A 21130-nucleotide genomic window follows, 5' to 3' on the forward strand; every position below is an offset into this window, starting at 1 on the left:
CGTGACTCGAGGTGCACACCTGTTGCGGTCCGCGATGTTCGCGTAGTGGATCTCTTTTCGGAACCGGGAAGCGGCTCCGGGGCGGAGCCGATCGTCGGACCACCATGTCGTCCGAGTCGTCGAACGTGTCTGCTCAGGCGGTCCGGTCGCGCATGTGGCCGCCGAGATGGGCATCTCCAGGGCCACGGCCCACAAATGGATCCGCCGGTGGCTGATCCTGGGCCTGCCCACCTCGACCGTGCACCGGATCCTGACCCGCCACCGGGTCAACCGACTGGCCTGGCTCGACCGGCCGACCGGCAGCCTGATCCGCCGCTTCGAACGCGACCGCCCCGGCGAGCTGATCCACGTGGACGTGAAGAGACTCGGCCGGATTCCCGACGGCGGCGGCCACAAGGTTCTGGGCCGCCCGGCCGATCGGGCCACCCGCCCATCAGCCGCGTCGACGAGGCGGCGGGTCACTACACCTAGGTGTTCTGTCCTGGGAGGTTGTGGACGGGTGATGCAGGTCTCGGCTGAGGGATCTTGAACGGGTGAGGGCCTTCCGGGTTCGGTGTGGATTGCGACGTCTACACCGACCAGCAGAAGGCCCTCATGCCCCACCGTAATGCACCCCTGACCGAGACCGGACGCCTGCGCCTGGCCCGCTGCGTGGTCGAGGACGGCTGGCCGCTTCGCCGGGCCGCCGAGCGTTTCCAGGTCTCGCCCACCACCGCCCAGCGGTGGGCCACCCGCTATCGCGCCATGGGCGAGGCGGGCATGGAAGACCGCTCATCGCGTCCCCGATCCAGCCCCCGCCGCACCCCGACCCGCACCGAACGCCGAATCATCAAGGTCCGCCTGTCGCGCCGCTGGGGACCGGCCCGCATCGCAGGCCTCCTGAACCTGGTCCCCTCGACCGTGCACCGGGTCCTGACCCGCTTCGGCCTGGCCCGCCTCACGCACCTGGACCGGGCCACCGGTGCAGTCATACGCCGCTACGAACGCGAACGTCCCGGCGAACTCGTCCACGTCGACATCAAGAAACCGGGCAACATCCCCGACGGCGGCGGGCACAAGACGCTCGGCCGGCAGGCCGGCCGCAAGACCAGGTCGGGCACCGGCTACAGCTACATCCACACCGCCGTCGACGACCACTCCCGCCTCGCCTACAGCGAGATCCTGGCCGATGAGAAGAAGGAAACCGCCACCGCCTTCTGGACCCGGGCCCAAGCCTTCTACGCCGCGTGCGGGATCACCGTCGAACGCGTCCTGACCGACAACGGCGCCTGCTACCGATCGCATCCCTGGCGCGATGCCTTGACAGCGGCCGGGATCACCCATAAGCGAACCCGGCCCTACCGGCCCCAGACCAACGGCAAGGTCGAACGCCTCAACCGCACCCTGCTGGACGAGTGGGCCTACGCCCGCCCCTACCGCTCAGAACAGGAACGACGCGACGCGTTCCCCGACTGGCTGCACTCCTACAATCACCACCGCGGACACACCGCGCTCGCAGGCAAACCACCCGCCAGCCGCGTCCCCAACCTCACAGGGCAATACACCTAGGGCTTGACGAGCGAGATGATCAGCTCGGCCCAGTGTTCCAGGGCCGTGCCCAGACACGTGGCGATCTCGTCGCCTCGTTCGGGGACCGGGTGGAACAGACGGGGCTCTCCGGCAGGCATTGCTACGCCGATCAGGTGCGCGTCCGTGCGTCGGCGCGGGTGCCCGTCCCGGACTTGAGCTATAGCTGATCAGAGGCGTCGGGTTCGCCGGAGCGAACCTGAGATTGCGCCCCGCCACAGTCTGGCACTACGGAGGACGATCGTGGTAAACGGAAGCCATTGGAAGGCCGTCGGACCGGCCGGCACCGGCTTCGAGACCAAGCCCGCCACCTTCGGGGTGGGCGGCCAGTTCGTCGGCAGCGGCGCCGGCGTGGTCGCCAGCTGTGAGGGAACCGACGGCGACGGCGTGACCGGGAGTGGCCGTGGACAGAACAACGCCGGTGTGCAAGGGGTCTCACTCACCGAGCACGGCAACGGCGTGATTGCCATCGCCAATGTCGGCAACAAGGCGTACGGCCTGTGGGCCCGCTCGGATTCGGGTCTTGCGGCCCGCTTCGACGGCAAGGTGTTGGTCGGAGGAGACCTCCAGGTGACGGGCACCAAGGGTGCATTCGTCCGCGTGACCGACGGCACGTACCGGGAGATGTATGCCGTTGAGGCTCCGGAGAGCTGGTTCGAGGACTTCGGATTCGGCCGCCTCGTGGACGGCCGTGCCGACGTCTCTCTGGATCCGCACTTCGCCGAACTCACCGAGGAGGGCCCCTACCACGTCTTCCTGACGGAGTATGAGGCCGCCGGCGGGCTGTTCGTGACGGACCGGAACTCCAGCGGCTTCGGCGTCCGTGCGGCCTCGGACGGTGCCGACGACCGTGAGTTCAGCTACCGTGTCGTGGCCAGACGGAAGGACGTCCAACGCGAGAGGTTCGCGGTCATCCGTGACGAAGTGGACGCCAAGAAGGCCCCGGAGGCGGAGGTCTACTGATCCTCGGCCTCCGGCGGATTGACCTCCTCCTCCGGGCGTTGTCGCTCCGGAGCCTGCTTCCTGCCCACTCAGGTCCTGCCCGTCGCCGAGTATGGGCAGGGTGCCGGCGCATGCCTGACGTAGCGCCGGTAAAGCCGCCCTTCTGAGGCCGGGCTGCAACCTGGCATGGGAGGCGGGGTGACGGGGCGCGGAGGGGTGGCGCTCAGGAAGGTGCCGGGATCTCGTCCAGGAAGACGGTCGCGGAGGTGCGGTATCCGCTGACCTTCGAGGTGACCTGAGTCGGGGTGAGCACCTGGTTCCTGACGTGGAGGACGTAGTCGATCCGCTGGTGGTAGGTGCGGGGTGTGGAGCAGGAATTCCCGCCCAGGTTGAACAGCCACTGGTTGAAGCTGATCGACATCGGGCGCTCGGGGAGGTAGGACGCGCTGTGAGTGCCGAAGAGGTGTCCGTCGACGTAATAGGCGATCGAGGTGTCGTCGAGGGTGAGGAGCAGTTGGTGCCAGCCGGCGTAGCTCCGGCGGCTCTTGGTGGTCTGTCTGTCGACCTTCCATGGGACGGGTTGGTAGGTCTCCCACGACGTGGCGAAAAGGACGGTCGACGGCTCGCCCCAGCCGCCGTTGGGCAGGTACTCGAAGTCGTACTCGGAGTAGTCGTCGGCCATGGGCGCCGTCAGGTCGTTGATGGTGTAGAAGGCCTGTACGAGCTGGTCGCTGTCGGGACCGGACCGTGGGGAGTCGGAGAACCTGACCCGAGCGGCGTACGTGCCGTACTGGAACTTCCTCGCCTTGGTGACGACCTGAGCGTGCCGGGTGGACTCGACGGTCCCGGAGGTGGAGGTCTCCAGGTCCATGACCGTGGTGCCGCCCTCGGTCATGAACGTGACCCTGGTGGGGTCCCAGGTGGCGCCCGGTACGCCGGGACCACCGAAGCCGGAGCGCACGGTCCAGCCGTGGGCCGTGAGCTCCGGGTCCGCGTGTGAGGTGTAGGAGAAGTCGTCGAATAGGGTCTGGCCGCTGCCTGGATGACCTTCCGTGTGGACCGGAGGGTGCTCACCGCGAGGTTCGCCACTGCCCGCGCGGGCGACTCGGCCGACGGGGTGAAAGTCCATCTGCTGGGTTCCCTCCGTACGTGACCGACCGGACCCTCACTGGACTCACGGTGTGCGCTTCCGTCGGCGACGGCGTCGGCGGCGAGTTCGGATACCGCGTCGTGGACCGGCGATGGGGTGTCCCACCCGAGTGGTTCGCTGTCCGACGTGCCCCCTGGGTGTCCAAGGACCTGCCAGGTACTCGGACCGGGGGAGTGGGCAGGCGGACTGCTAGGACGAGGCGTCCTGTGGGGGAGTGGTGCCGACCGATGTCAGGATCCTTTCCTGTGGCTGACCGAGCAGCTCGGGGTGGACGAAGCGCCCCTGCTCATCGGCGGGCTTCTCCTCGTCCGCGGTCAGCGGGTGGGCCTTCGCCCAGCTGTCGCAGCGGACGCCGGTGATCTGCCAGCTGACCTCCAGCCCCGCGAGGCCTCCCGCGATCCCGAAGGCGTGCTCGGCGACGGGCCGGCTGACGTGCAGGTTTGGGGCCGGTGCACCGACGGCGGTGAGCTGATAGCGGAACGACGCGTTCAACGCCTCGAACCATGCGGGGAGTTCGACCGTGGCCTGCCCGTCGGCGTCGAGGATCACCGTCCCGTCGTAGACGTTCTTCATCTCCGAGGACTCCACCGCGGCATGGACGAGGTAGCGGGCCTCGGGGTCGAGGGGGTGGTCGATCCTGAACCGGTTCGCTCCGTCGTGCACCGTCCCGGTGATCACGACGTCGCCGTTGAGGACGGCGGCGTACTTCGTCCCGCTCGCGGTGACCCCGGTGGTCCCGCCGACGGCGACGAGCCCCACCCCCGCGGTGCTGCGTGCCTCGACGCCCGCGCCTTGCGTACTGGTGCCGGAGATGCCGGGGCCGCCGGTGGCGGTGCCCTTGACGCCGGGGTTGGTTGCGCCGCCGGTGCCGGAGACGCCGATGCCTTCGGTGCTGGTGCCGGTCACGCCGGTGCCCTTGGTGCTGGATGCGACGAGCCCCACCCCCGCGGTGCTGCGTGCCTCGACGCCCGCGCCCTGGGCGCTGGTGCCGGAGATGCCGGGGCCGCCGGTGGCGGTGCCCTTGACGCCGGGGTTGGTTCCGCCGCCGGTGCCGGAGACGCCGATGCCTTCGGTGCTGGTGCCGGTCACTCCGGTGCTCTTGGTGCTCGATGCCGAGAGTCCCGCTCCCACGGTGCCGATCGCGAGGACTCCGGGACCGGTGTCGCTGGTCCCCTTCAGGCCGGGGCCGGCGCTGGCGATGCCTTGGACACCGGGGCTCAGGCCACCACCGGTTCCGGAGACGCCGGCCGCCAGCGAGCTGGTGCCGGATACACCCGGTCCCGAGGTACCCGATCCCTGCACGCCGGGGTTCGTTCCGCCGCCTGCGCCCGTGACGCCGGTACCGTTCGTGCTCCTACCGGCTACTCCCGCGCCCTGTTCGCTCTCACCGGCCACACCCGCGGCGGACGCACCGGAGCCGTGGACGCCGAAAGAGTTCCCTTTGCCGACGCCCCGGACACCGGTTCCCTGGGAACTGACGCCCAAGACGCCCACACCGGCGGCCGCTGTCCCCTTGACAGCCGGTTCGCTCCCTCCGCTCTCGGCTACGACGCCCGCGCCCTGGGTGCTCTTCGCCAGGACACCGGGGCCCTGAGTGCTCGACCCGGACAGGCCCGGGCCGGCTGGCGCACTCCCCACCACTCCGGCCGCGGTACCGCCGCCCTGACCGGTGACGCCCGGGCCCTGCGTGCTCGTGCCGGAGAGTCCCGGACCCGCGGTGGCCGTGCCGAAGACTCCGGCGCCCGACGCGCCGCCCGTCCCGGCGACGCCGTCTCCTTGAGCGCTCCGTCCGGAGACCCCGGCCCCGGTCACTGCGGATCCTGTCACGCCGGCTGCCTCGCCCGTGCTCTCGCCGAAGACGCCGGATCCCTGGATGCTCGTCCCCGACACGCCGGGCCCGTCGGTCGAGGCGCCGAACAGGCCCGCGCTGGACTCGCCGGTCCCCAACACCCCCACTCCCTGGGCGCTTCGCCCCTCCACCCCTGGGCCCCCACTGCCGAGGCCGAAGACACCGGGGCTGGAAGGGGCGCCTTCGCCCATCACGCCGGCTGCCTGGGTGCTCTGCCCCCTCACGCCGGGCCCCTGTGCGCCGGTGCCCTGGACGCCGGGACCGGCTCCGTTGGCCTGTCCCATCACTCCGATGCCCTGAGCACTCCTGCCCATGACGCCCGTACCGCCCTGGGCGTGCTTGGACAGGCCCAGGACACCGACACCCTTGGCCTGCAAGTTGACCCCGTAGACCCCGCCGAGCGGGTTCTCCGCCGTCCCCGGACTCCCGCTGGTGCCGACGACGCCGTGGGCGTTCGAACTGTCGCCCCATACCCCGAACTTGACCGGCGGGTTCTCCGTCCCCGGGTCGAAACCGCTGGTGCCTTGCTGTCCTTGGATCGGTCCTGTGGGTGCCATGGCCCTCTTCTTTCCGGATGCACTGCCGACCGGAAGGTCATTGGTAGGTGAGCTGGATGCAGAGCACTCTGACGACGACGTCCGCCGCATTGACGACGTCGACGGTCAGGAAGTACCGATGGGTGTTGTTCGTGATCTCCGTGTCTCCCGTCGGCAAGGTCGCCGTCCCCACCTCATGCGTCTCGATCAAGGAAATGGCACCCCCGTCCTCGTTGGCTATCTGGCGGCCCTTGAGCGCCACTGTCAGAACTCCGTGTGCGGATGCGTTGTCCCCCGTCACCTTGAGCGAGGTGACGCGGGCGTTGTCGGGAAGTGAGATGCTCATGAAGCCGTTGGCGGTAGCTACGTTGACCGGCTTCTCGACCTGGTCGACGCCCTGCGTCCAGGGCTTCGTCACGCCGTCGACCTCGTAGGCGGTCAGGGAGGGGATGAGCGAGACGAACCTCGTCGTGCCCAGCCCGTCGATGAGCGGATTGATGTGCTTGTCGGCCAGCCGAGCGAACTCCTTCTCCAGCTGGTGGAACCGGTCGTTGATGCCGTTGGTGCCGCCTGCCTGGACTCGGTCCTGGTTGTCGATCCAGTCCTTGTGGGCGAACTGGGGCTTGTAGTGCTCAATCATCACGTTCGTCCTTGGCGTTGATTCCGCGCTCATCCCTGCGCAGGTGGAGGAAGGGAGACGAGAAGGGATCCGCGACGTGGTAGGTCGGGAAGGTGTGGACGGGAAGCAGCTCCGCCTCCTCGGTGCCCAGCCCGGCCAGGGCCCTCAGCCGCTCCGTTCGGCACTCGACTCCGAGCGGGTGGAACCAGTTGAGGACGTTGAGGATCAGGTCGTACTGCTCCTTGGTCACGACCACCCCGGACCGAGACGCCGGTTTCCGTTCCAGTTCCGGTTTGAGCGTGATCTCGCACTGGTACGGCCGCAGCCCGTCCGCGGGCAGATACGTTCCGCGGACGAGGATCCGTCCCGGAGCGACGCCGGTGACCCGGCACAGAGGTACACCTGACGTGGACAGTTCCGCCGCCCCGTGGGCCTCGGGGAGCAACGACCATACGAACACCTCTCCCGCCCCGGTGCCCAGCGGGAGCTCGGCGGCGAGACGTGGCGGGGCCGGAGGGACCGCTGCGAGCGGCGCCGGATCGGCGAGCAGCACCGTTCCGCTGTGCCACGGAGCCATGACGAGACAGCTCCGGTACGCCACGCCGGAAGGGCTCGTGGCGAGGGCGGAGCCGCTGTGCCCGGGGCTGAAGCACAAGGGGAGGAGAACATCGCGGGCGACGTCGACCAGGTGTACCCGGGCGGCGGCCGAGGCCTTGCCATGGGTCGCCACGTACAGCACCTTCGATTCGGCGTCCATGCGCAGAGCCACCGGCACGGTGTCGTCGGGGAAGCCGTCGATGACCGCCGGCGGCGCGTGCTCTGACGGGCGGTAGACCAGGATCCGCGCACCGCCGGTGGCTCCGGGGCAGACTACGTAGAACTTCTTTCCGTCCGCCGTGACGGCGGCGGTGCGGGCCGTCGGGTCGCCGGTGACCACGGTCTCCTGCAGGGTGAGCGGGTTGCGCTTGACGCGGCACCACTGACCTCCGTCCACGACGACGTAGAGTGAGGGGCTTCCGGCGGCGACCGCGATCGACCTCGGCGCGGCGGGCAGCGTCAGCGGAGCCGCTTGCTGACCCGTCGACAGGTTGAACGCGCGCAGTGTGCTGTCGCCGCGGCAGCCCACGTAGAGGCGGTCGGCGTCGGCGGCCACTGCGGACGGGCCAGGGCAGCTGATCTCGGCCATGGGGGCGTCGGCCAGGTCCTGCGGCCGCAGCACCGAGATCCGGTCGCGGTAACGGTGCGCCACGAAGAGGTGTCCGCCGCCGAAGGCGAGGGCGCAGGGGAAGGGGGCGACGCGTCGGGAGGGGGTGAGGGCGATCCTGGGAAAGTCACCGAGAGACGGAGCGGTGACGTCGAGGGAGATGATCCGGTGCGTGCCGGGATCGGCGAGGAAGACGTGTTTGCCGTCGGCGGAGAAGCAGGCCGCCGAGGGCATCGTGGAGGGTGCGACCGAGACCATGGCGGGCGTTCCGACCGTGAGTTCGCTCGGACCGGTCACGGTCAACTGCTCCCCGGGGGCCATGGCAACCCGGACGATGGCCGGCTTCTGCCTTTCACGGGACGACTCGATCCCGATGTGGTCGAAACCCGCGGCGAAGGCGCGTGCGGCGAGGGCCGAGGCGGTCAGCTTGTCGTGACACAGTGACAGGGCCCGGCCTTGTGCGTGCAGATCGGCGACTGCCCCAGGGGTCTTCTCCGCCTTTGTCTTCCCTTCGACCGCTGTCGCCGGCACGTACGACCTCAGGACTGTCAGCACACCGGGCGACTGCGCGAGCAGGGCGAGCAGTCGGTCCAGCGCGGCGCCCGTGACCCGTTGCATGACGCGGTTGCCCGGATCGGATCCGTACGCGATGCGGCCGGGGGGCCCGGCGAGGTCGTCGGTGCGGACGAGCTGCATGTTCGGGTCGAAGTCCTCGGTCGGAGGACCCACGGCCGCTTCCGCCGAGGTGCCGCGGAGGCCCGTGCCGCTGATGGTCTCACCGGGATCGAGGGACGTGTCGGACAATCCGATGCGGAAACGGCGGGTGCCGCTCGCGATGTGGCCGCGCACCGTGACCTCGACACCGACAGAGACATCACCGGCGGAAAGGGCGTACAGCGTGCCCGGTTCATCCTGTTGGAACACGGCGTCACCGGCTCCGGCGCGGATGACCGACCAGCGGACCTCCGCGCCGCTGAGAGAAGAGGGATCGGGCTCGATGCCGAGCTCCAAACGCCCTCTTTCCGTCACGTCCGGCAGGGCCTGCTCCGACGTCGTGGGTCCTCCGGTGATCCGGAGGGTGTGGCCGCGCCGCCGGGCTGCGTACACGAGACCCTCCCGGGTGTGCTGGACCCACTCGAAGCCGGCCGCGTGAGCGTGGGCGGCGAGTTCCCCGGCCGTCACCTGGACGCCCCGGGCGGGGTCGGGGTTCTCGTAGGTCAGGAGTACGGCGCGGCCGACAGAGTGCAGCCCGGCAACGACGCGGGTGTCAGGAGTGTCGGTTTCCGGGGAGGTGAACTCCGGGGTGGTGGGCACGTAGGCTCGGAGGACCCGGAGCGTGCCGTCGACGTCACCGGGTAGGTCGGCCAGCCTGTCCACGAGCGCGTCCAGGGCTTCCTGAACGCCCAACTGCATGGAGTGGCTGTCGTCGCCTCCCGCGAAGGCCAGGCCGGGCCGACCGGGATGGCGCAGGAGCCAGGCGGGATCGAAGTCGGGTTCGTCCTGGGCGGCGGTTCCGACGGCCTCCTCCTCGGGCACCCCGAACTCGCCGTCAGCAGTGATCGATTGGCTCACCGGAATCGTCGCAGGCAGGACGCGGAGAGAGAGTCCGCCCGTGACGACGGCGTCGGTCTGTTCCTGGACGACGAAGGGCGCGCAGTCGTCCCCATCGGCGTCGATCGGCCCTGCCGCCTTGTTGACCGCTGCCTGGAGCCCTTCCGGAGTGGGCAGCAGCCAGCGGTGGAAGACCTGTAGCCTGCGGCGGTATCCGTCGTCGCTCTCGCCGGTGAGCGGCTCGAACGTGTGACGTGCGGTTCTCGAGAGGCGTACCTCGTCGAGCAAGCCCCGGTACTGCGCGTCGATCTCCCGGTCCCCGTGGACCTCCTTGCCGAGACCCATGACGAGAGGGGCGGTGCTGGTCAGCGCACCGAGCGACGCGGCAGCGGCGGCCGCGCGGCCCTCGGGGGTGTCCTCGCCGACGGGCACGGATCCGGTGACCTGGCGCGCCACCTCTACGCCGTCCAGGTAGAGCAGCGCGATGGCGGTGGTCCCCTTCCGGTCGAGTACGCCGGCGATGTGGCGGAACGCACCGTCGCCGAGGTCGCGGTCGGCGAACAGCTCGACCTCCTGCGCGCCGTCGGAGAGGGAGAAGCGGAGGTTGCGGTCGATGCCGCGGAACGTGCCCACGGTCAGCGCCCAGCCCACGCCCGCCGTGGTGTTGAGCGGGGTGCGCTTGGCGACGACGGCTCCCGTCGTGATGGCCTGCTCCGGCCGCACGAGCGCCTCGACGGTGAACGAGGCCGTGGCCGGAAGCGCGAAGTCGGGGGAGTCCTTGACACGGATCTCGCTCTCGCCCGGGCCGAAGGCGAAGGCGTACGCGAAACGGCCGGTCCGGCCGGCGTGAGCATGGTGATTCGTACCGCGTCGGTCCTCCACGTCGGGCGCCGCCGCGTCGACGACCTCGGTCACCGTAGCGCCCGCCTCGGGAAGCCCGTCCGTTCCGAGGGTCGGGGTCTCGTCGAGGTGGAAGAGCGCGATCGTGTCGCCGTCGGGCGTGTAGGGCCGGGGCGGGAACCGAGGCGCCCCCAGGTCCAGCCCGAGCAGGTCCAGGCTCGCGCCGTGCGCGGTCGCCGTGTCGCGCTGGGCCGCCACGTCCCGGATCTGGTCGGCGACCTCCTCGTGCTCGACGCCGATGACCCAGAGCAGTTTGGCCATGGTGCCGAGGAGGGCGGTGACCTGCCAGGTGAGCTCGCCGAACGAGTGGCTCGGGTCGAGAGGACGCAGCGCGACGAGCCTCGGTCCGTCGCCGAGGCCGCCGGGTACGGGGACGGCGAGGGCCCGTCCCGCGCGGTGCCCCGCGGCGACGTGCACGTCCACATGCTTGGGCGGCGCGGACTGGTCGCGCTGGAACAGGACCCGGACGGTGAGAGGAGAGGCGACGTCGGCGCCAGGGGCCAGGAGATAGGCGGGGGACTCCGGCAGCCGGCCGTAGCGGCGCTCGTACGCGTCGAAGTCGTACGTGCGGACGGGGAACGTCCCGTCCTGCGCGGGCCCGAGGACGAGGGGCATCCGCTCCATGCCCCGGTCGTACGGGGAAGGCAGGGCGCTACGCATGACCTCGAGGGCGCCGCCCGGCAGCGGGGCCGCGGGAAGGAGGGAACCACCCGAGACGAAGGGGTCACAAGGGGTCGCGGCGGTGTTCACGGGACCACGACCCGGATGTCGATCAGGGCGGAGTCCACGGAGAACCGGGCGATCTCGTCAGGGGCGAGGGAAAGGTTCTCACCGGCGGACAGTTCCTCCGCTCCGCCGTACGTTGCTCCGCCGTAGTAGGTCTGGCCGAAGGCCGGCGCGAAGCGGCGCAGGCGCAGGTTCTGGACGTCCAGCACACCGGTGGCCCTGCGGATGCTGAGCACGATGTCGGAGTAGAGGACGCCGTGCCCGAGGCGCAGCCGGTTGACGGAGGCCCGCACGCCGTCCAGGATCGCGCCCTTGACGGCCTCCTCGTTGTGCCCGGCCTCGACGACGAGCGTGGCCCGCATGCCGACGTCGACCTCGTTGGCCGCGAGCACGTTCGGGAAGACGGCGACGGGCCGCCACTGCCGTACGACATCCGTGACTGCATCGTGGATTCCGGGGATGTGCGGCTTGTAGCCCTTCCATGGCCACCCCGGCTCCGGGGCCACGACGATGTCGAAGAAGTAGGGGGAACCGATCTGGCGCGGGGGAGAGAAGCCGTGCCGGCCGAAGCGGAACGTGCCGTAGGAACGACGGGTGGCCTCGACGCCGCCGAGGGGGTCGAAGACGGCCGCGTCGCGTACACCGTTCACGTCGAGCACCTGGGCGAGCACCGCCTCCTGGGTCCACACAGTGCGGGGCACACCGAGCAGCCGGACGCGGTAGTCGGCGTCGGACTCGTCGAGCTCCCCACCACGGAACGGCTGCCGCACGACAGGTGTGACCTCGGCCGCGCCCAGGTTGAGGTTGTGCTCGGCCCATACGGGTTCGAGCCGCAGCTCGCGGTCGGCGTCGAGGTTCCCGCCAGGTCCGCGCAGGACGGCCTCGGCCTCGGCCGTGGCGGAGTCCTGCTGTTCGGTGAGGACGACGACCTGGGTCGTACGAAAGGCGACGGTGGGCCCGGGCTCCGTGTCCGACCCGACCGTCTCGATGACCGTGCCCAGGGGGAGCGCGTACACACGGTCGCGCTCGGGTCGGGCGAGGGTCAGGGTGACAGTGCCCCGCGCGCGCAGCGCGCGGCGCGGCAGGCCGAGGTCGCGTCCCAGCAGGGTCAGGCTGGGGCCCTCCGCGGTGGTGATGAAGGTGCCGTAGTACTGGGATTCCAGCGCGCGCCACAGCTCGTGGGTGGAGACGGCCGCCGCGTCCAGGACCTTGCGGAGGGCGCTTCCCGAGCCGAGGTCGGCATCGTCGCCGAACACGGCTCTGGCACGGGCGTGCTGGTCGGCGATGATCCGGTCGACGCCTTTGACGACGAACCCGTCCTCGGTCACGCCGAACCGTTCGTCGGAAGTCATGGGGTTCCCCTTGCTCGCAGGGTGAGGGCCGTGCCGGCGATGGTGTCGACGACGGCGTAGACCGTGTAGCGGCGGTCCGCGTGGGCGGCGGCCATGTCCCGCAGCGCCTGCTCGTCCAAGCCGGTGCCCAGATCGAAGAAGCGCGGGTCGTCGTCGAAGAACACCTCGCGGACGTCGGTGACTCTGCGGTCCGAGCTGAGACAGCGGACGAGCTCCATCGTGATGTACTCCTTGCGGGTGGGAAGGTCGTGCGCGTAGGCGCCGAGCGCGAGCGCGTCGAACCCGAAACGGATGTTGAGACGGTCGCTGCCCGCCTGGGTGGAGACGGCCAGCTCCAGCGCCTGTTCGAGGGCCCCGCTGCCCACGACCAGGGAGAGGTCGTGGGTGTGCGGGTCGAGAACGAGGTCGCCGTCGAGGAGGGCGAGGCTGCGGCCGAGACTCGGCGGCGCCTCGCGCGGGCCTTCGCCCGGTATGTACGGGCGGATGCCGGGCACGGCCGAACCGCCCGGCAGGGCAACCGCGCTGCCCGGCAGGGCACCTGTGCCGCCCGGCGCGGCCGGCGTCCGCGGCCGGACCGGGGGAACGTGTCCGGCTGGGCCCGCGACCACCCCGTCGGGCACGCCGGTTCCGAGTCCGTCGTCACGCCCTGCGCGCTGTGCGGTCATCAGAGCGACTCCAGCACGTGCTGACCGGGGTCGGTGACCTTCCAGGTGCCCGGCCCCTGTCCGCTCGCCGTCACGCCGGAGGCGGTGGCGAGCAGCGCCGGCTTTCCGCCGACCGTGAGCTTGAGCGTCAGACCGGCGGGCGTCGTGGGCAACGTCTTGCACGGCTGGGCGACAGGCGGTGTGGTGGGGGTCGCCGCGGGGCAGGGCGTGATCATGCCCGGCACGGGAACCGTTGGCGAGCCGAAGGTCAGTCCGGCCTCGGCGCCGCCGAGGACGACCCCCTTCCCCTGGACGGTGACCCGGGGATCACCCACCTCGATCCTGAGCCGTCCCTGATGCACACACTCGATGACAGCCCCCTGGACGAGTACGTAGGCCATCACTTGATCGCCACCTTCCCTTGGCCGACCGTGAGGGTCGCCCCTCCGGCCGTCAACGTCACTTCCCGAGTGCCTCCGTCGATCGCCACCTTCTCCTTGCCGACCGTGAGCGTCGAGCCTCCGGCCGTCAGCACCACGTCCTGGGTGCCTCCGTCGACGGTCACCTTTCCGCTGGCGTCGATCGTGACGGTGGTGCCGGACTTGTGCGTGAGCAGGAAGACGTCGGCGGCACCCTCCTGGGGACGGTCGCCCACCGGTGAGCAGACGCTCTTCCCGATCGCGATCTTCAGTCCGACGGCCTCCACCACTCTGCGTCCGTCTCGGGCGATGAGGTCGTTGACGCCCTCGCCGGTCGGCTTCGCGACCGGCCCCGTACCGAGCGAGGTGGGCAGACAGAGCCACCAGTCGCCCTCCGCGGCCTTCGGCCGCTCCATCTCGGGGTCGTTGGCCCAGAGGAACCCCGTGACGACCGTGTCGTCGGGGTTGTCCCTGACCTGGTTGAGGAGCGCCCGCATGCCCTCGTAGACCGGAACGGACAGGCCTACTTTGTGCCAGGCGAACGGCGAGGCGATCGGCTTGTCCCGCCGACGGGGGTCGCTGTTGCCGATCTCCACGTCCACGCTGGGCGACGCCTTGGACGCGTCCGGCTCCTGGCCGCTGTCCACGGTGGCGAGCCGCGTGTCCGGCATGGCACCGGCGATCCGGCCCACGTCGACCGACGGGTTGACGGCCGCCTGCTCCCTGGCCTTTCCGGAGATCAGGTCCGCGATCGTCTGCGGGGTCGCCTTGCGGGCCAGCTCACTGCGCCGGGCGTTGCCCGCCTTCCCGAACCGCACCGCCCTGCCGCGGCAGGTGTACCCCGAACGCGTCGAGAACGCATGGGTGAGGTCGAGGACGCGGAAGTCCTTGAAGGGCTTCTCGTAGCCCTCCACGCTCGCCGCCACCAACTGCCCGGCGCGCAGCGCGGGCTCGCCGAGAACGGTGAAGTCGAACACGTCCACCTCGGCCTGGGCCACGTCATCGGTCTCCAGGTTCTGCCTGCCGACGGGGAGCAGGTGAGAGGGCTTGAACTCGGCCATCCTGGCCACGGTCATGGTCTTCAACGCAAGGAGGCAGTCCTCCCCGCCGAGGGCGGACGCGATCGCCGCCAGGTCGGGCAGGGAGCCGAATCCCGTCTCCGGCGGATAGGTGATCGCGGAGCCGTACTGCACCGCCCCGTCCTGTACCAGGATCTCGTCGCCGTACTTCTCCGCGACGTCCACGAGCAGGTCGAAGGCGTTCGGGGCGCTGCTCTTCATGTCCCGGGTGTAGGCGCAGGGCTCGTCCTCGCCGACGGTCTCGACGCCGGCGAGACCGGCGATGTGGCGCGCGGCCTTGGCCGGCGTGGTGTCTTCCATGTCGAGCCGGGCCCGGCGGGGTTTGACCTCGGGGTCGACGTGGTTGGTCAGCCGGTGCGCGGCCTCCTCGAGCCCGATCAGCCGGACGCCGAGCGGCTGGAACTTGGTCGTCGACTTGATGCCGGCGACCCTGCCCGAGAGGACCACCTGTCGTGCCGAGGGGTCGTCCAGGTACCCGAGGTGGATGTTGATGTCGACGCCGCCCTCGGGGTCGTCCCGCTCCCCGAGCGCGGCGGCCAGCGCCTTGTGCACCTCGAGGGGCAGGGTGTCGAACGTGATGTCGAACTTCCCTGCCTGGCGGAACGCGTACGTGACCGTGATCTCGGCGTCGGCCAGGACCGAGCCGCTGCGGACGTCGTTCGACACCGTCACCTGAAGGATCGGGAAGTCGACCTTGTACCAGAGGATCACTCCCATCGTCGTGCCACCCCGATTTCGATCCGGGAGCTGTAGTGGCCGCTTCCGTTGAGGTTTCCGCGGGCCACTGTCGCCTCGACCAGCCGGAAGGCGAGCGGGCCCGCGTCGTGGATCAGGTCGGGTTCGGGGACGAGCTTGCGCAGGAAGAGCACGCGCGGGCCCTCGGGACCGGCTCCGGTGACCCTGAGCACGAGGCAGCCCGGAGGCCTCGGCTGTGCGGAGGCCTCCTGCGGGCACGGGGTACGGCTCCCCTCCACGAGGTCGTAGAGCGTCTCGGGCGGGTCCTGTTCGCCGCCGTGGAAGTTCGCGTACAGGGCGAAGACGAACGGCGTGTTCCCCACGGAGCAGCGGAACGCCTGGGGCAGGCCGGCGTCCGGCTCGACCGGAAGCTTCTGGAATCGCAGCGGTTCGGTCACAGCGTGCCTCCCAACTGGCGCTCCAGCGGAACCATCTCGCTCACCGCCGGAATCGCGAGGGTGCCCGCCGCGAGGGCGATGTCCAGCACCTCTCCGAGGATCGCGGTCACGCTGGAACGGGGGACCTGCTCCAAGGTGATGCTCACGTCCACGGCGTCGCGCTTCTGGTTGGACTGGGTGAAACGAAGCCCCGTGATCTGCATGTCGAGGCTGATGGTCATTCCGCAGACCACGGGAAGCCCGGTCGAGTTCATCAGGGGGGCTGTGGCGCCCGCCAGGGCACGTGAGGTGAGGGCCATCGCCTCCAGGCCCTTCTTGACGATGAGGCGGGTGGTTCCGACGAGTGTGGCCTCGACGCTGATCGTGCGGGTGGTGGGCGACACGAGCTGAGCGAGCCGCCCCCCGGCGATCCTGGCCACCGCGTACCCCTCGTTGAGGGTCAGACTGGTGACGGTGAACAGCGGCACCGCGCCGATGAGCACGGGGACGTTCACGCCGGCGGGCATGACGTCCTCCTACCTCTCCTGGTCATCTTCCTGCTCTCCTCGTGTGGGGGACCGGCGCATCGTCAACCGGCGTCGGGGCAGGGCCTCGGTCTCGTCGGTGATCTCGTCGAGGCGCTCCGCCTCGTGGCTCTTCGCCGCCCCTTCCGGGGCGACCCGGAGAAGGGTGTCCGGTGTATCCGGCGTGGGTGCGACCCTGTACTGCTGCTCCGGGGGAAGCGGTGGGGAAGTCTCCGGCGCATCCGCCGGGGCGGCGGGTGCGGTGGATTCCTCTGCGGGCGGCGACGAGGCCTTCCGCGAGCGCCGGGCCTTCTTCCTGTCGGCGGCGCGCTTGAGCGGGTTGGGCTTGCGGAACTTCTTCCACGCGGCCTGCGGCTGCCGCTTCGCCTTCGCCTTCGCTTTCGCCCCGGGGACTCGCGGCCTGCGAGGCGGACGGGTCGTCCTGGCGATGGCCGCCGCCCTCTCCTCGTCGGTCATCCAGTAGAGGAGATCCGGGTTCTCGGCCAGCCATTGAGCGACGTTCTGCTTCTTCTTGCCCCGGAGCGGTCCAGGGTCCTGCCATCCCTTGATGAGCTCCTTCTTGATCTCCTGCATCTCGCGGATGACCCCCTGCCTGCCACCCTGCCTCCTGGCCTCGATCAGTCGTCGTGTCGTCTCCTTGTAGTAGTTGTTGGTGTGCAGGGTCTGATGGCGTGTCCAGGCTTGGGGGACGATGTTCGGGTCCATGGTGGTGCGTGGCAGGTAGATGCCGTTCAGCGGATGGTCACGGGGATTGATGCCGGCCCATTCGAGGATCTCGCGGGCCACGGCGGCGGAGGGTTCGCTCCAGGCGATGATGTGGTGCGCGTCGTGCCCGGGCGGCTGGGGCATGCCGAGGGCCGTCATCGCCGCGGCCAGGGCGCGAGAAGCCTCCTCCTTGAGGAGGCTGAGCCGCCTCTTGAGCGAGGTGGTGACCGTGAGCTCGTTGGCCGGTGCCTCCCCGCGCTCGAAGTGCAGGGCCTTGTTCTCCCGGGTGGCTCCCCTCGCCTCGTCCGCCGCGCGGACCTCGGCGATCTGCGCCTCCTTCGTGGACCTCCTCTGGATGAGGTCCTCGAGGTTGTCGAGGTGCTCGGCCGCACGTTCCGGGTCGGTCTCCGCCAGTTTCTCGAGCTTCTTGAGCTCCTTGTCGATGGCTTCCAGGTCCGCCGCCTTGTCTGTGGAGAAGCGGTCGCGCAGCTCTTTGGTCCGCTCCCGGAACGCGGCCGCCTCCTCCTTGGGTGCGCGGGCCTTGCGGGGCGGCGGGTCGACCCTCCGCCAGGCGGTCTTGCGCTCCTGGCGGAGGTGTTCGAGGAACTCGCTGAACTCCACCGCGTTGCCGCCGCCCTGCTTGTTCCCGATCTTGCGGAGTCTCGCGAGCATCGCGTCGAAGGCCTGCGCCTGGCCGGCGGACCGGTCGTGCAGCTTCCGGACGAGGTCGATCCCGTACTCCCGGACGGCCTCCATGCGCCGCGCGTCCGCCGCAAGGAGCGCCAGCAGCTCGGCGTTCACATGGGCCTTGGCCCCGATCCGCTGGAACCCGATCTGCTCCAGCATCTTGGCGAACCGGCTGCCCTCACCGTCCTGAAGCGCCTCGATCACCTTCGCCAGCTCGGCGGTCTCGAAACCCTCCGCCGCGGCGAGCTGCCCGAAGGCGGCGGCCAGCTCCGGGGTGAGACCCCCCGATTTGGCGCCCAGGAGGTGCAGGAGCTCCGCCCTGCGCCGGATCTCGGCGACGACCGGACCGAGGCGAGGATGCTCCATGAGGGAAGCCAGCGTGCTCCCCTCGCGGATCTCCACCTCGCCCAGTACGGCACCGAGGCGGGCACCGTCCTCTTCCGGGAGCATCCGCAGCAGCGCTGCCACCTCGTGCTCGTCCTTGAGCCCCTTCAGGACCGTGCTGCCGGCGTGCAGGGCCGCGGCGAGCCGGCTGAACCGAGCGGCGAACAGCTCGCCGTCGCTGACCCTGAGGAGCTTGAGGAAGCGCAGGATGGCGGCGACCTCCTCGATCTTGACGAGGAACCCGACGACGGCCTTGATCTCCGAGATCCAGGTGAGCGCCTCGATGATGACGCCCCATTTGATCCGGGTGACCACGCGGGGACCGACCCCCAGGAGGGCGGCACCGCGCAGACCGTTGACGACCGTCTGGCCGATGCGCGAGCGGATCGCGGCCAGTTCATTCCTCGCGGCCTCGTCCTTGCGGGCGATGTGACCGAGATAGATGAAGCGGGCGAGGTGGTAGAGACCCGAAATGATCTTCTCCGGCTCGGTGAGCATCATCTTGAAGGAGTCGAGCGTGGCCAGGACGAATCCGGTCACCGCCCGGGCACTCTCCTCGAAGTCGATCCACAGCTTGAGGCCGGGGAAGGCGGTCTCCTCCTGCCCGACGGTGCGGGTCAGCGATCTGTCCCGCTCCTCCGTCCCCAGGTTGAACGCCTCGGCGATCAGTCCCGTGAACTCCGTCATGGTGAGGGGCTTGCTCTCGCCGAACCTCTTGCCGATGTCGGTGAGCAGCGCCCAGAGCTCGCTCCCCAGATCGGCGAAGAGCTGCTCGTACAGACCGTGCTGGATGAGCCGGTCCCGTACGGCCTGCAATTCGCTCATGCTGCCCAGCGACCGCATGAGCTCGAGGATCGCGTGACGCCGTTCCTCGAACGTCCACGACTTGACGAGGACCCGCAGGTACTTCGACCTGGTCTCCTCGCCCACCAGGGCGAAGGCCTCCGCCGTCATCTCGCTCAGCTGGGCGGCGGCCTTCTCCAGGCTCGTGTCGTCCCCCGCGAGGCCGGCCTCTACGAGTCGGTCGAGGTCGTGGAACACGTACGCCGCCAACTCCTCGTCCGACAGCCGGTGCGCGCCGGACCGCTTGACCTGGACCCAGTTCGCCGCCTCCACCGCGCTCGGGTAGATGGGGCGGCGCTTCTGGGTCCACACCATCTCGACGCCATAGCGCTCTCCGCTCCGGGTGGTGACGACGCGAGGGACGAAGATGCCGGAGAGGCTCACGAGCATCTCGCCCTGGAACATGTACGTGGTGACCACGTTCCCGCTCGACTCCTCCGTGACGGGCGGTGTGGTCGCGACGCCCCAGAACGACCGGTCCCGCTTGCCCAGCGGACCGTCCAGGACGGCGAACGACCCCGCGCCGAACAGGTGGTCGCCGATCTGGACCGTGTGCATCAGGCTCGGCGAACGGACGTAGCGGGTGGCTTCGCCCAGGTACACGAGCCGGTTCGCGCCGTAGACCAGCACGGCCGTGCCGTCCAGCGGGCTCCGTCCCTCGACGACCTGCTCGGCGGGCGTGTCGCTCGGCGATCCGGTCCGCTCCTCCACCACCACCGTCGTGCCGGCCTCTTCCGCCTCCGCCTCGGCTTCCTCGTCCTGTGCTTCGTCCTCCCCGTGTTCTTGTGCTGGGGCCGAAGCCTTCCGCGCCTGCTGGGGTGGCCCGCCCGGGATGCCTTCGGCGGCGGTGTCGGGCGAAGGGGCGGTGTGTCGTCGTGGCGCACCCTCACGCGTCTCGCCCTGGATTCTCGGCTCGCCACCGCCTTCAGCTGCTTCCTTCGGACGTTCCCCAGTCGTTTCCTTCGGACGTCGGTCGGATCCTTCCTTCGGACGTCTGCCGGTCACTTCCTTCGGACGTTCCTCGGATCCCTCATCCTGATCTTCCTTGGCCGCCTCCTCAGGGGCCTCCTCGTGCCCCCTCGGCCCGGGCGCCGCCGGCTCCTCGGCGTTTGCGTCTGGTGTGGCCATGTTGAAGATGAGCAGGCTCCTGCCGCCCGTGTCAGGCGCGGCCGGCGGCCCGACGTCGCCCGACACCCCACGTGTTGTCGTCCCGCCCATGACCTCTGGGGTCAGGTCCTCTGCCGGGACCCCGCACCCGGGACGAGGTACCCGTGAACGGATGCCGTCCGTCTCCAGTGCGGCAGCTACCGCGCGGAGCAGAATCTGTTCCAGCAGCGGTTCGTACGGACGCCGTTCCGTGCCCTCGGCGCCTGTGAAGAGGACGGACGTCGGCAGATGGAGCTGCTGGTAGGCCACGCCACGTACCGCCGTCTCCTCGGCGGTGCCGGCTGTGGCCGCTGCGGTGTTCACGTCACACCTGCGGGTGGTCCCGGGCCGGTGCCGCGACGATCACGGGGTAGCCGTCCGCGGCGAGCCTCGCCCGCGCCAGGCGCAGCCGCTCGGCGAGTGCCCGCTCGACCACCTCGCCGAGCCGGTCGAGGGCGGCCGCGGACGGGGTCCCCGTGATCGTCACGGTGATGGGGAAGTGACAGGTGATCCTGCGCATGACGTGACTCCTGGCGTGGCTCTCGGCTCGGACTCAGGTGAGTGCGTCGTGCAAGGCGTCCCAGATCTCCGCCGCGATGTCCCGGCGGGTCTCCTCGGCGATGTCCCCTGCCAGGACGACGTGGATCGGGAAGTGGTAGTGGAGATCCGCCCCCGGACCGGAGACCAGCACGGGCTCCGGTCCCTCCACCTCGGGCGCCATGCCCGACCCTTCTGCTTCCTGTTGCGACATCGGGGCCTCCGCGTTCCGGCTAGGCACTGGTGGGGATGACTTCCAGGCAGATGCAGTTGAAGGTGGTCGTGGGCACACCGTCGATCACGATGGTGCTCGCGGTGGACGTGATGAAGCAGTCGCTGAAGGCGACCTGCTGGAAGGTCCAGTCGCTTCCCGAGGCTTCCTGGACGCCGATCTTGAAGCTGGTGTGACTCAGCGCCATCTGGGTGAGCTTGGCCACCACGGGACCGATGGCCTTGACGGCCATGCTGAAGGTGAAGGCCTTCGGCTGGACGACGTGGGCGACGTTGTCGGCCTCAAGCGAGTGCAGGGGCTGCACCGGACTGTTGAAGGTGGGGGTGAACGAGTCGATGGGAGTGACCACGGTGGTGTCGAGCATCACCGTCAACCGGGTGTCCCACTTGACCTCGGGCATCA

The 21130-nt window shown here is 69.8% G+C and carries 16 protein-coding genes and 2 pseudogenes; 3 read left to right on the forward strand and 15 right to left on the reverse strand.

What is annotated here, in order from left to right; translation table 11 throughout:
- Nucleotides 1-49: 49 nt before the first annotated feature.
- Both ACZ7HT_RS29260 and ACZ7HT_RS29265 read left to right on the forward strand, forming a co-directional pair.
- Nucleotides 50-436, forward strand: a pseudogene (locus ACZ7HT_RS29260) (helix-turn-helix domain-containing protein); the annotation flags it as partial.
- Between the two features lie 158 nt (nt 437-594).
- Complete coding sequence (locus ACZ7HT_RS29265) at nt 595-1548, forward strand: IS481 family transposase (protein WP_471171485.1); 954 nt, start codon at nt 595-597, stop codon at nt 1546-1548.
- Here the strand turns inward: ACZ7HT_RS29265 and ACZ7HT_RS29270 are convergent.
- A complete protein-coding gene (locus tag ACZ7HT_RS29270) occupies nt 1545-1667 on the reverse strand; it encodes a hypothetical protein (protein WP_471171382.1) in 123 nt (40 codons plus the stop codon). The genes ACZ7HT_RS29265 and ACZ7HT_RS29270 overlap by 4 nt on opposite strands.
- Before the next feature lie 217 nt (nt 1668-1884).
- On the opposite strand from ACZ7HT_RS29270, the gene ACZ7HT_RS29275 reads away from it, so the two are divergent.
- Nucleotides 1885-2529: a hypothetical protein gene (locus ACZ7HT_RS29275; protein WP_471171383.1), complete on the forward strand. Its 645-nt coding sequence runs from the start codon at nt 1885-1887 to the stop codon at nt 2527-2529.
- 202 nt (nt 2530-2731) lie between these two features.
- Here the strand turns inward: ACZ7HT_RS29275 and ACZ7HT_RS29280 are convergent.
- The 14 genes and pseudogenes from ACZ7HT_RS29280 to ACZ7HT_RS29345 form a co-directional block, all read right to left on the reverse strand.
- Nucleotides 2732-3589 (reverse strand): annotated as a pseudogene (locus tag ACZ7HT_RS29280) (glycoside hydrolase family 16 protein); the annotation flags it as partial.
- A 258-nt stretch (nt 3590-3847) separates the two neighbouring features.
- The gene (locus ACZ7HT_RS29285) at nt 3848-6064 is read right to left on the reverse strand and encodes a beta strand repeat-containing protein (protein WP_471171385.1); all 2217 of its coding nucleotides are present in this window, start codon (nt 6062-6064) and stop codon (nt 3848-3850) included.
- A gap of 37 nt (nt 6065-6101) precedes the next feature.
- Nucleotides 6102-6683, reverse strand: a complete 582-nt coding sequence (locus tag ACZ7HT_RS29290; RefSeq protein ID WP_471171387.1) for a hypothetical protein — start codon at nt 6681-6683, stop codon at nt 6102-6104.
- Nucleotides 6676-10941, reverse strand: a complete 4266-nt coding sequence (locus ACZ7HT_RS29295) for a LamG-like jellyroll fold domain-containing protein (protein WP_471171388.1) — start codon at nt 10939-10941, stop codon at nt 6676-6678. Before ACZ7HT_RS29295 ends, ACZ7HT_RS29290 begins: the two co-directional genes overlap by 8 nt.
- A gap of 122 nt (nt 10942-11063) precedes the next feature.
- Nucleotides 11064-12395: a baseplate J/gp47 family protein gene (locus ACZ7HT_RS29300; protein ID WP_471171390.1), complete on the reverse strand. Its 1332-nt coding sequence runs from the start codon at nt 12393-12395 to the stop codon at nt 11064-11066.
- Nucleotides 12392-13060 (reverse strand): hypothetical protein, encoded by a 669-nt coding sequence (locus tag ACZ7HT_RS29305; RefSeq protein ID WP_471171391.1) that lies wholly within the window; start codon nt 13058-13060, stop codon nt 12392-12394. The genes ACZ7HT_RS29300 and ACZ7HT_RS29305 overlap by 4 nt, the downstream gene beginning before the upstream one ends.
- Complete coding sequence (locus ACZ7HT_RS29310; RefSeq protein WP_471171393.1) at nt 13060-13440, reverse strand: hypothetical protein; 381 nt, start codon at nt 13438-13440, stop codon at nt 13060-13062. Before ACZ7HT_RS29310 ends, ACZ7HT_RS29305 begins: the two co-directional genes overlap by 1 nt.
- Complete coding sequence (locus ACZ7HT_RS29315) at nt 13440-15254, reverse strand: hypothetical protein (protein ID WP_471171394.1); 1815 nt, start codon at nt 15252-15254, stop codon at nt 13440-13442. The genes ACZ7HT_RS29310 and ACZ7HT_RS29315 overlap by 1 nt, the downstream gene beginning before the upstream one ends.
- Nucleotides 15245-15670, reverse strand: a complete 426-nt coding sequence (locus ACZ7HT_RS29320; RefSeq protein ID WP_471171396.1) for a hypothetical protein — start codon at nt 15668-15670, stop codon at nt 15245-15247. The genes ACZ7HT_RS29315 and ACZ7HT_RS29320 overlap by 10 nt, the downstream gene beginning before the upstream one ends.
- The gene (locus ACZ7HT_RS29325) at nt 15667-16176 is read right to left on the reverse strand and encodes a hypothetical protein (RefSeq protein WP_471171398.1); all 510 of its coding nucleotides are present in this window, start codon (nt 16174-16176) and stop codon (nt 15667-15669) included. Before ACZ7HT_RS29325 ends, ACZ7HT_RS29320 begins: the two co-directional genes overlap by 4 nt.
- Before the next feature lie 9 nt (nt 16177-16185).
- A complete protein-coding gene (locus ACZ7HT_RS29330; RefSeq protein ID WP_471171400.1) occupies nt 16186-19524 on the reverse strand; it encodes an AHH domain-containing protein in 3339 nt (1112 codons plus the stop codon).
- 760 nt (nt 19525-20284) lie between these two features.
- Nucleotides 20285-20479, reverse strand: a complete 195-nt coding sequence (locus ACZ7HT_RS29335; protein WP_384521596.1) for a hypothetical protein — start codon at nt 20477-20479, stop codon at nt 20285-20287.
- A 33-nt stretch (nt 20480-20512) separates the two neighbouring features.
- The gene (locus tag ACZ7HT_RS29340) at nt 20513-20710 is read right to left on the reverse strand and encodes a hypothetical protein (RefSeq protein WP_471171401.1); all 198 of its coding nucleotides are present in this window, start codon (nt 20708-20710) and stop codon (nt 20513-20515) included.
- 19 nt (nt 20711-20729) lie between these two features.
- Complete coding sequence (locus tag ACZ7HT_RS29345) at nt 20730-21128, reverse strand: hypothetical protein (protein ID WP_471171403.1); 399 nt, start codon at nt 21126-21128, stop codon at nt 20730-20732.
- Between the last annotated feature and the right edge of the window lie 2 nt (nt 21129-21130).

This window comes from Streptomyces sp. NPDC037410 (assembly GCF_055602235.1).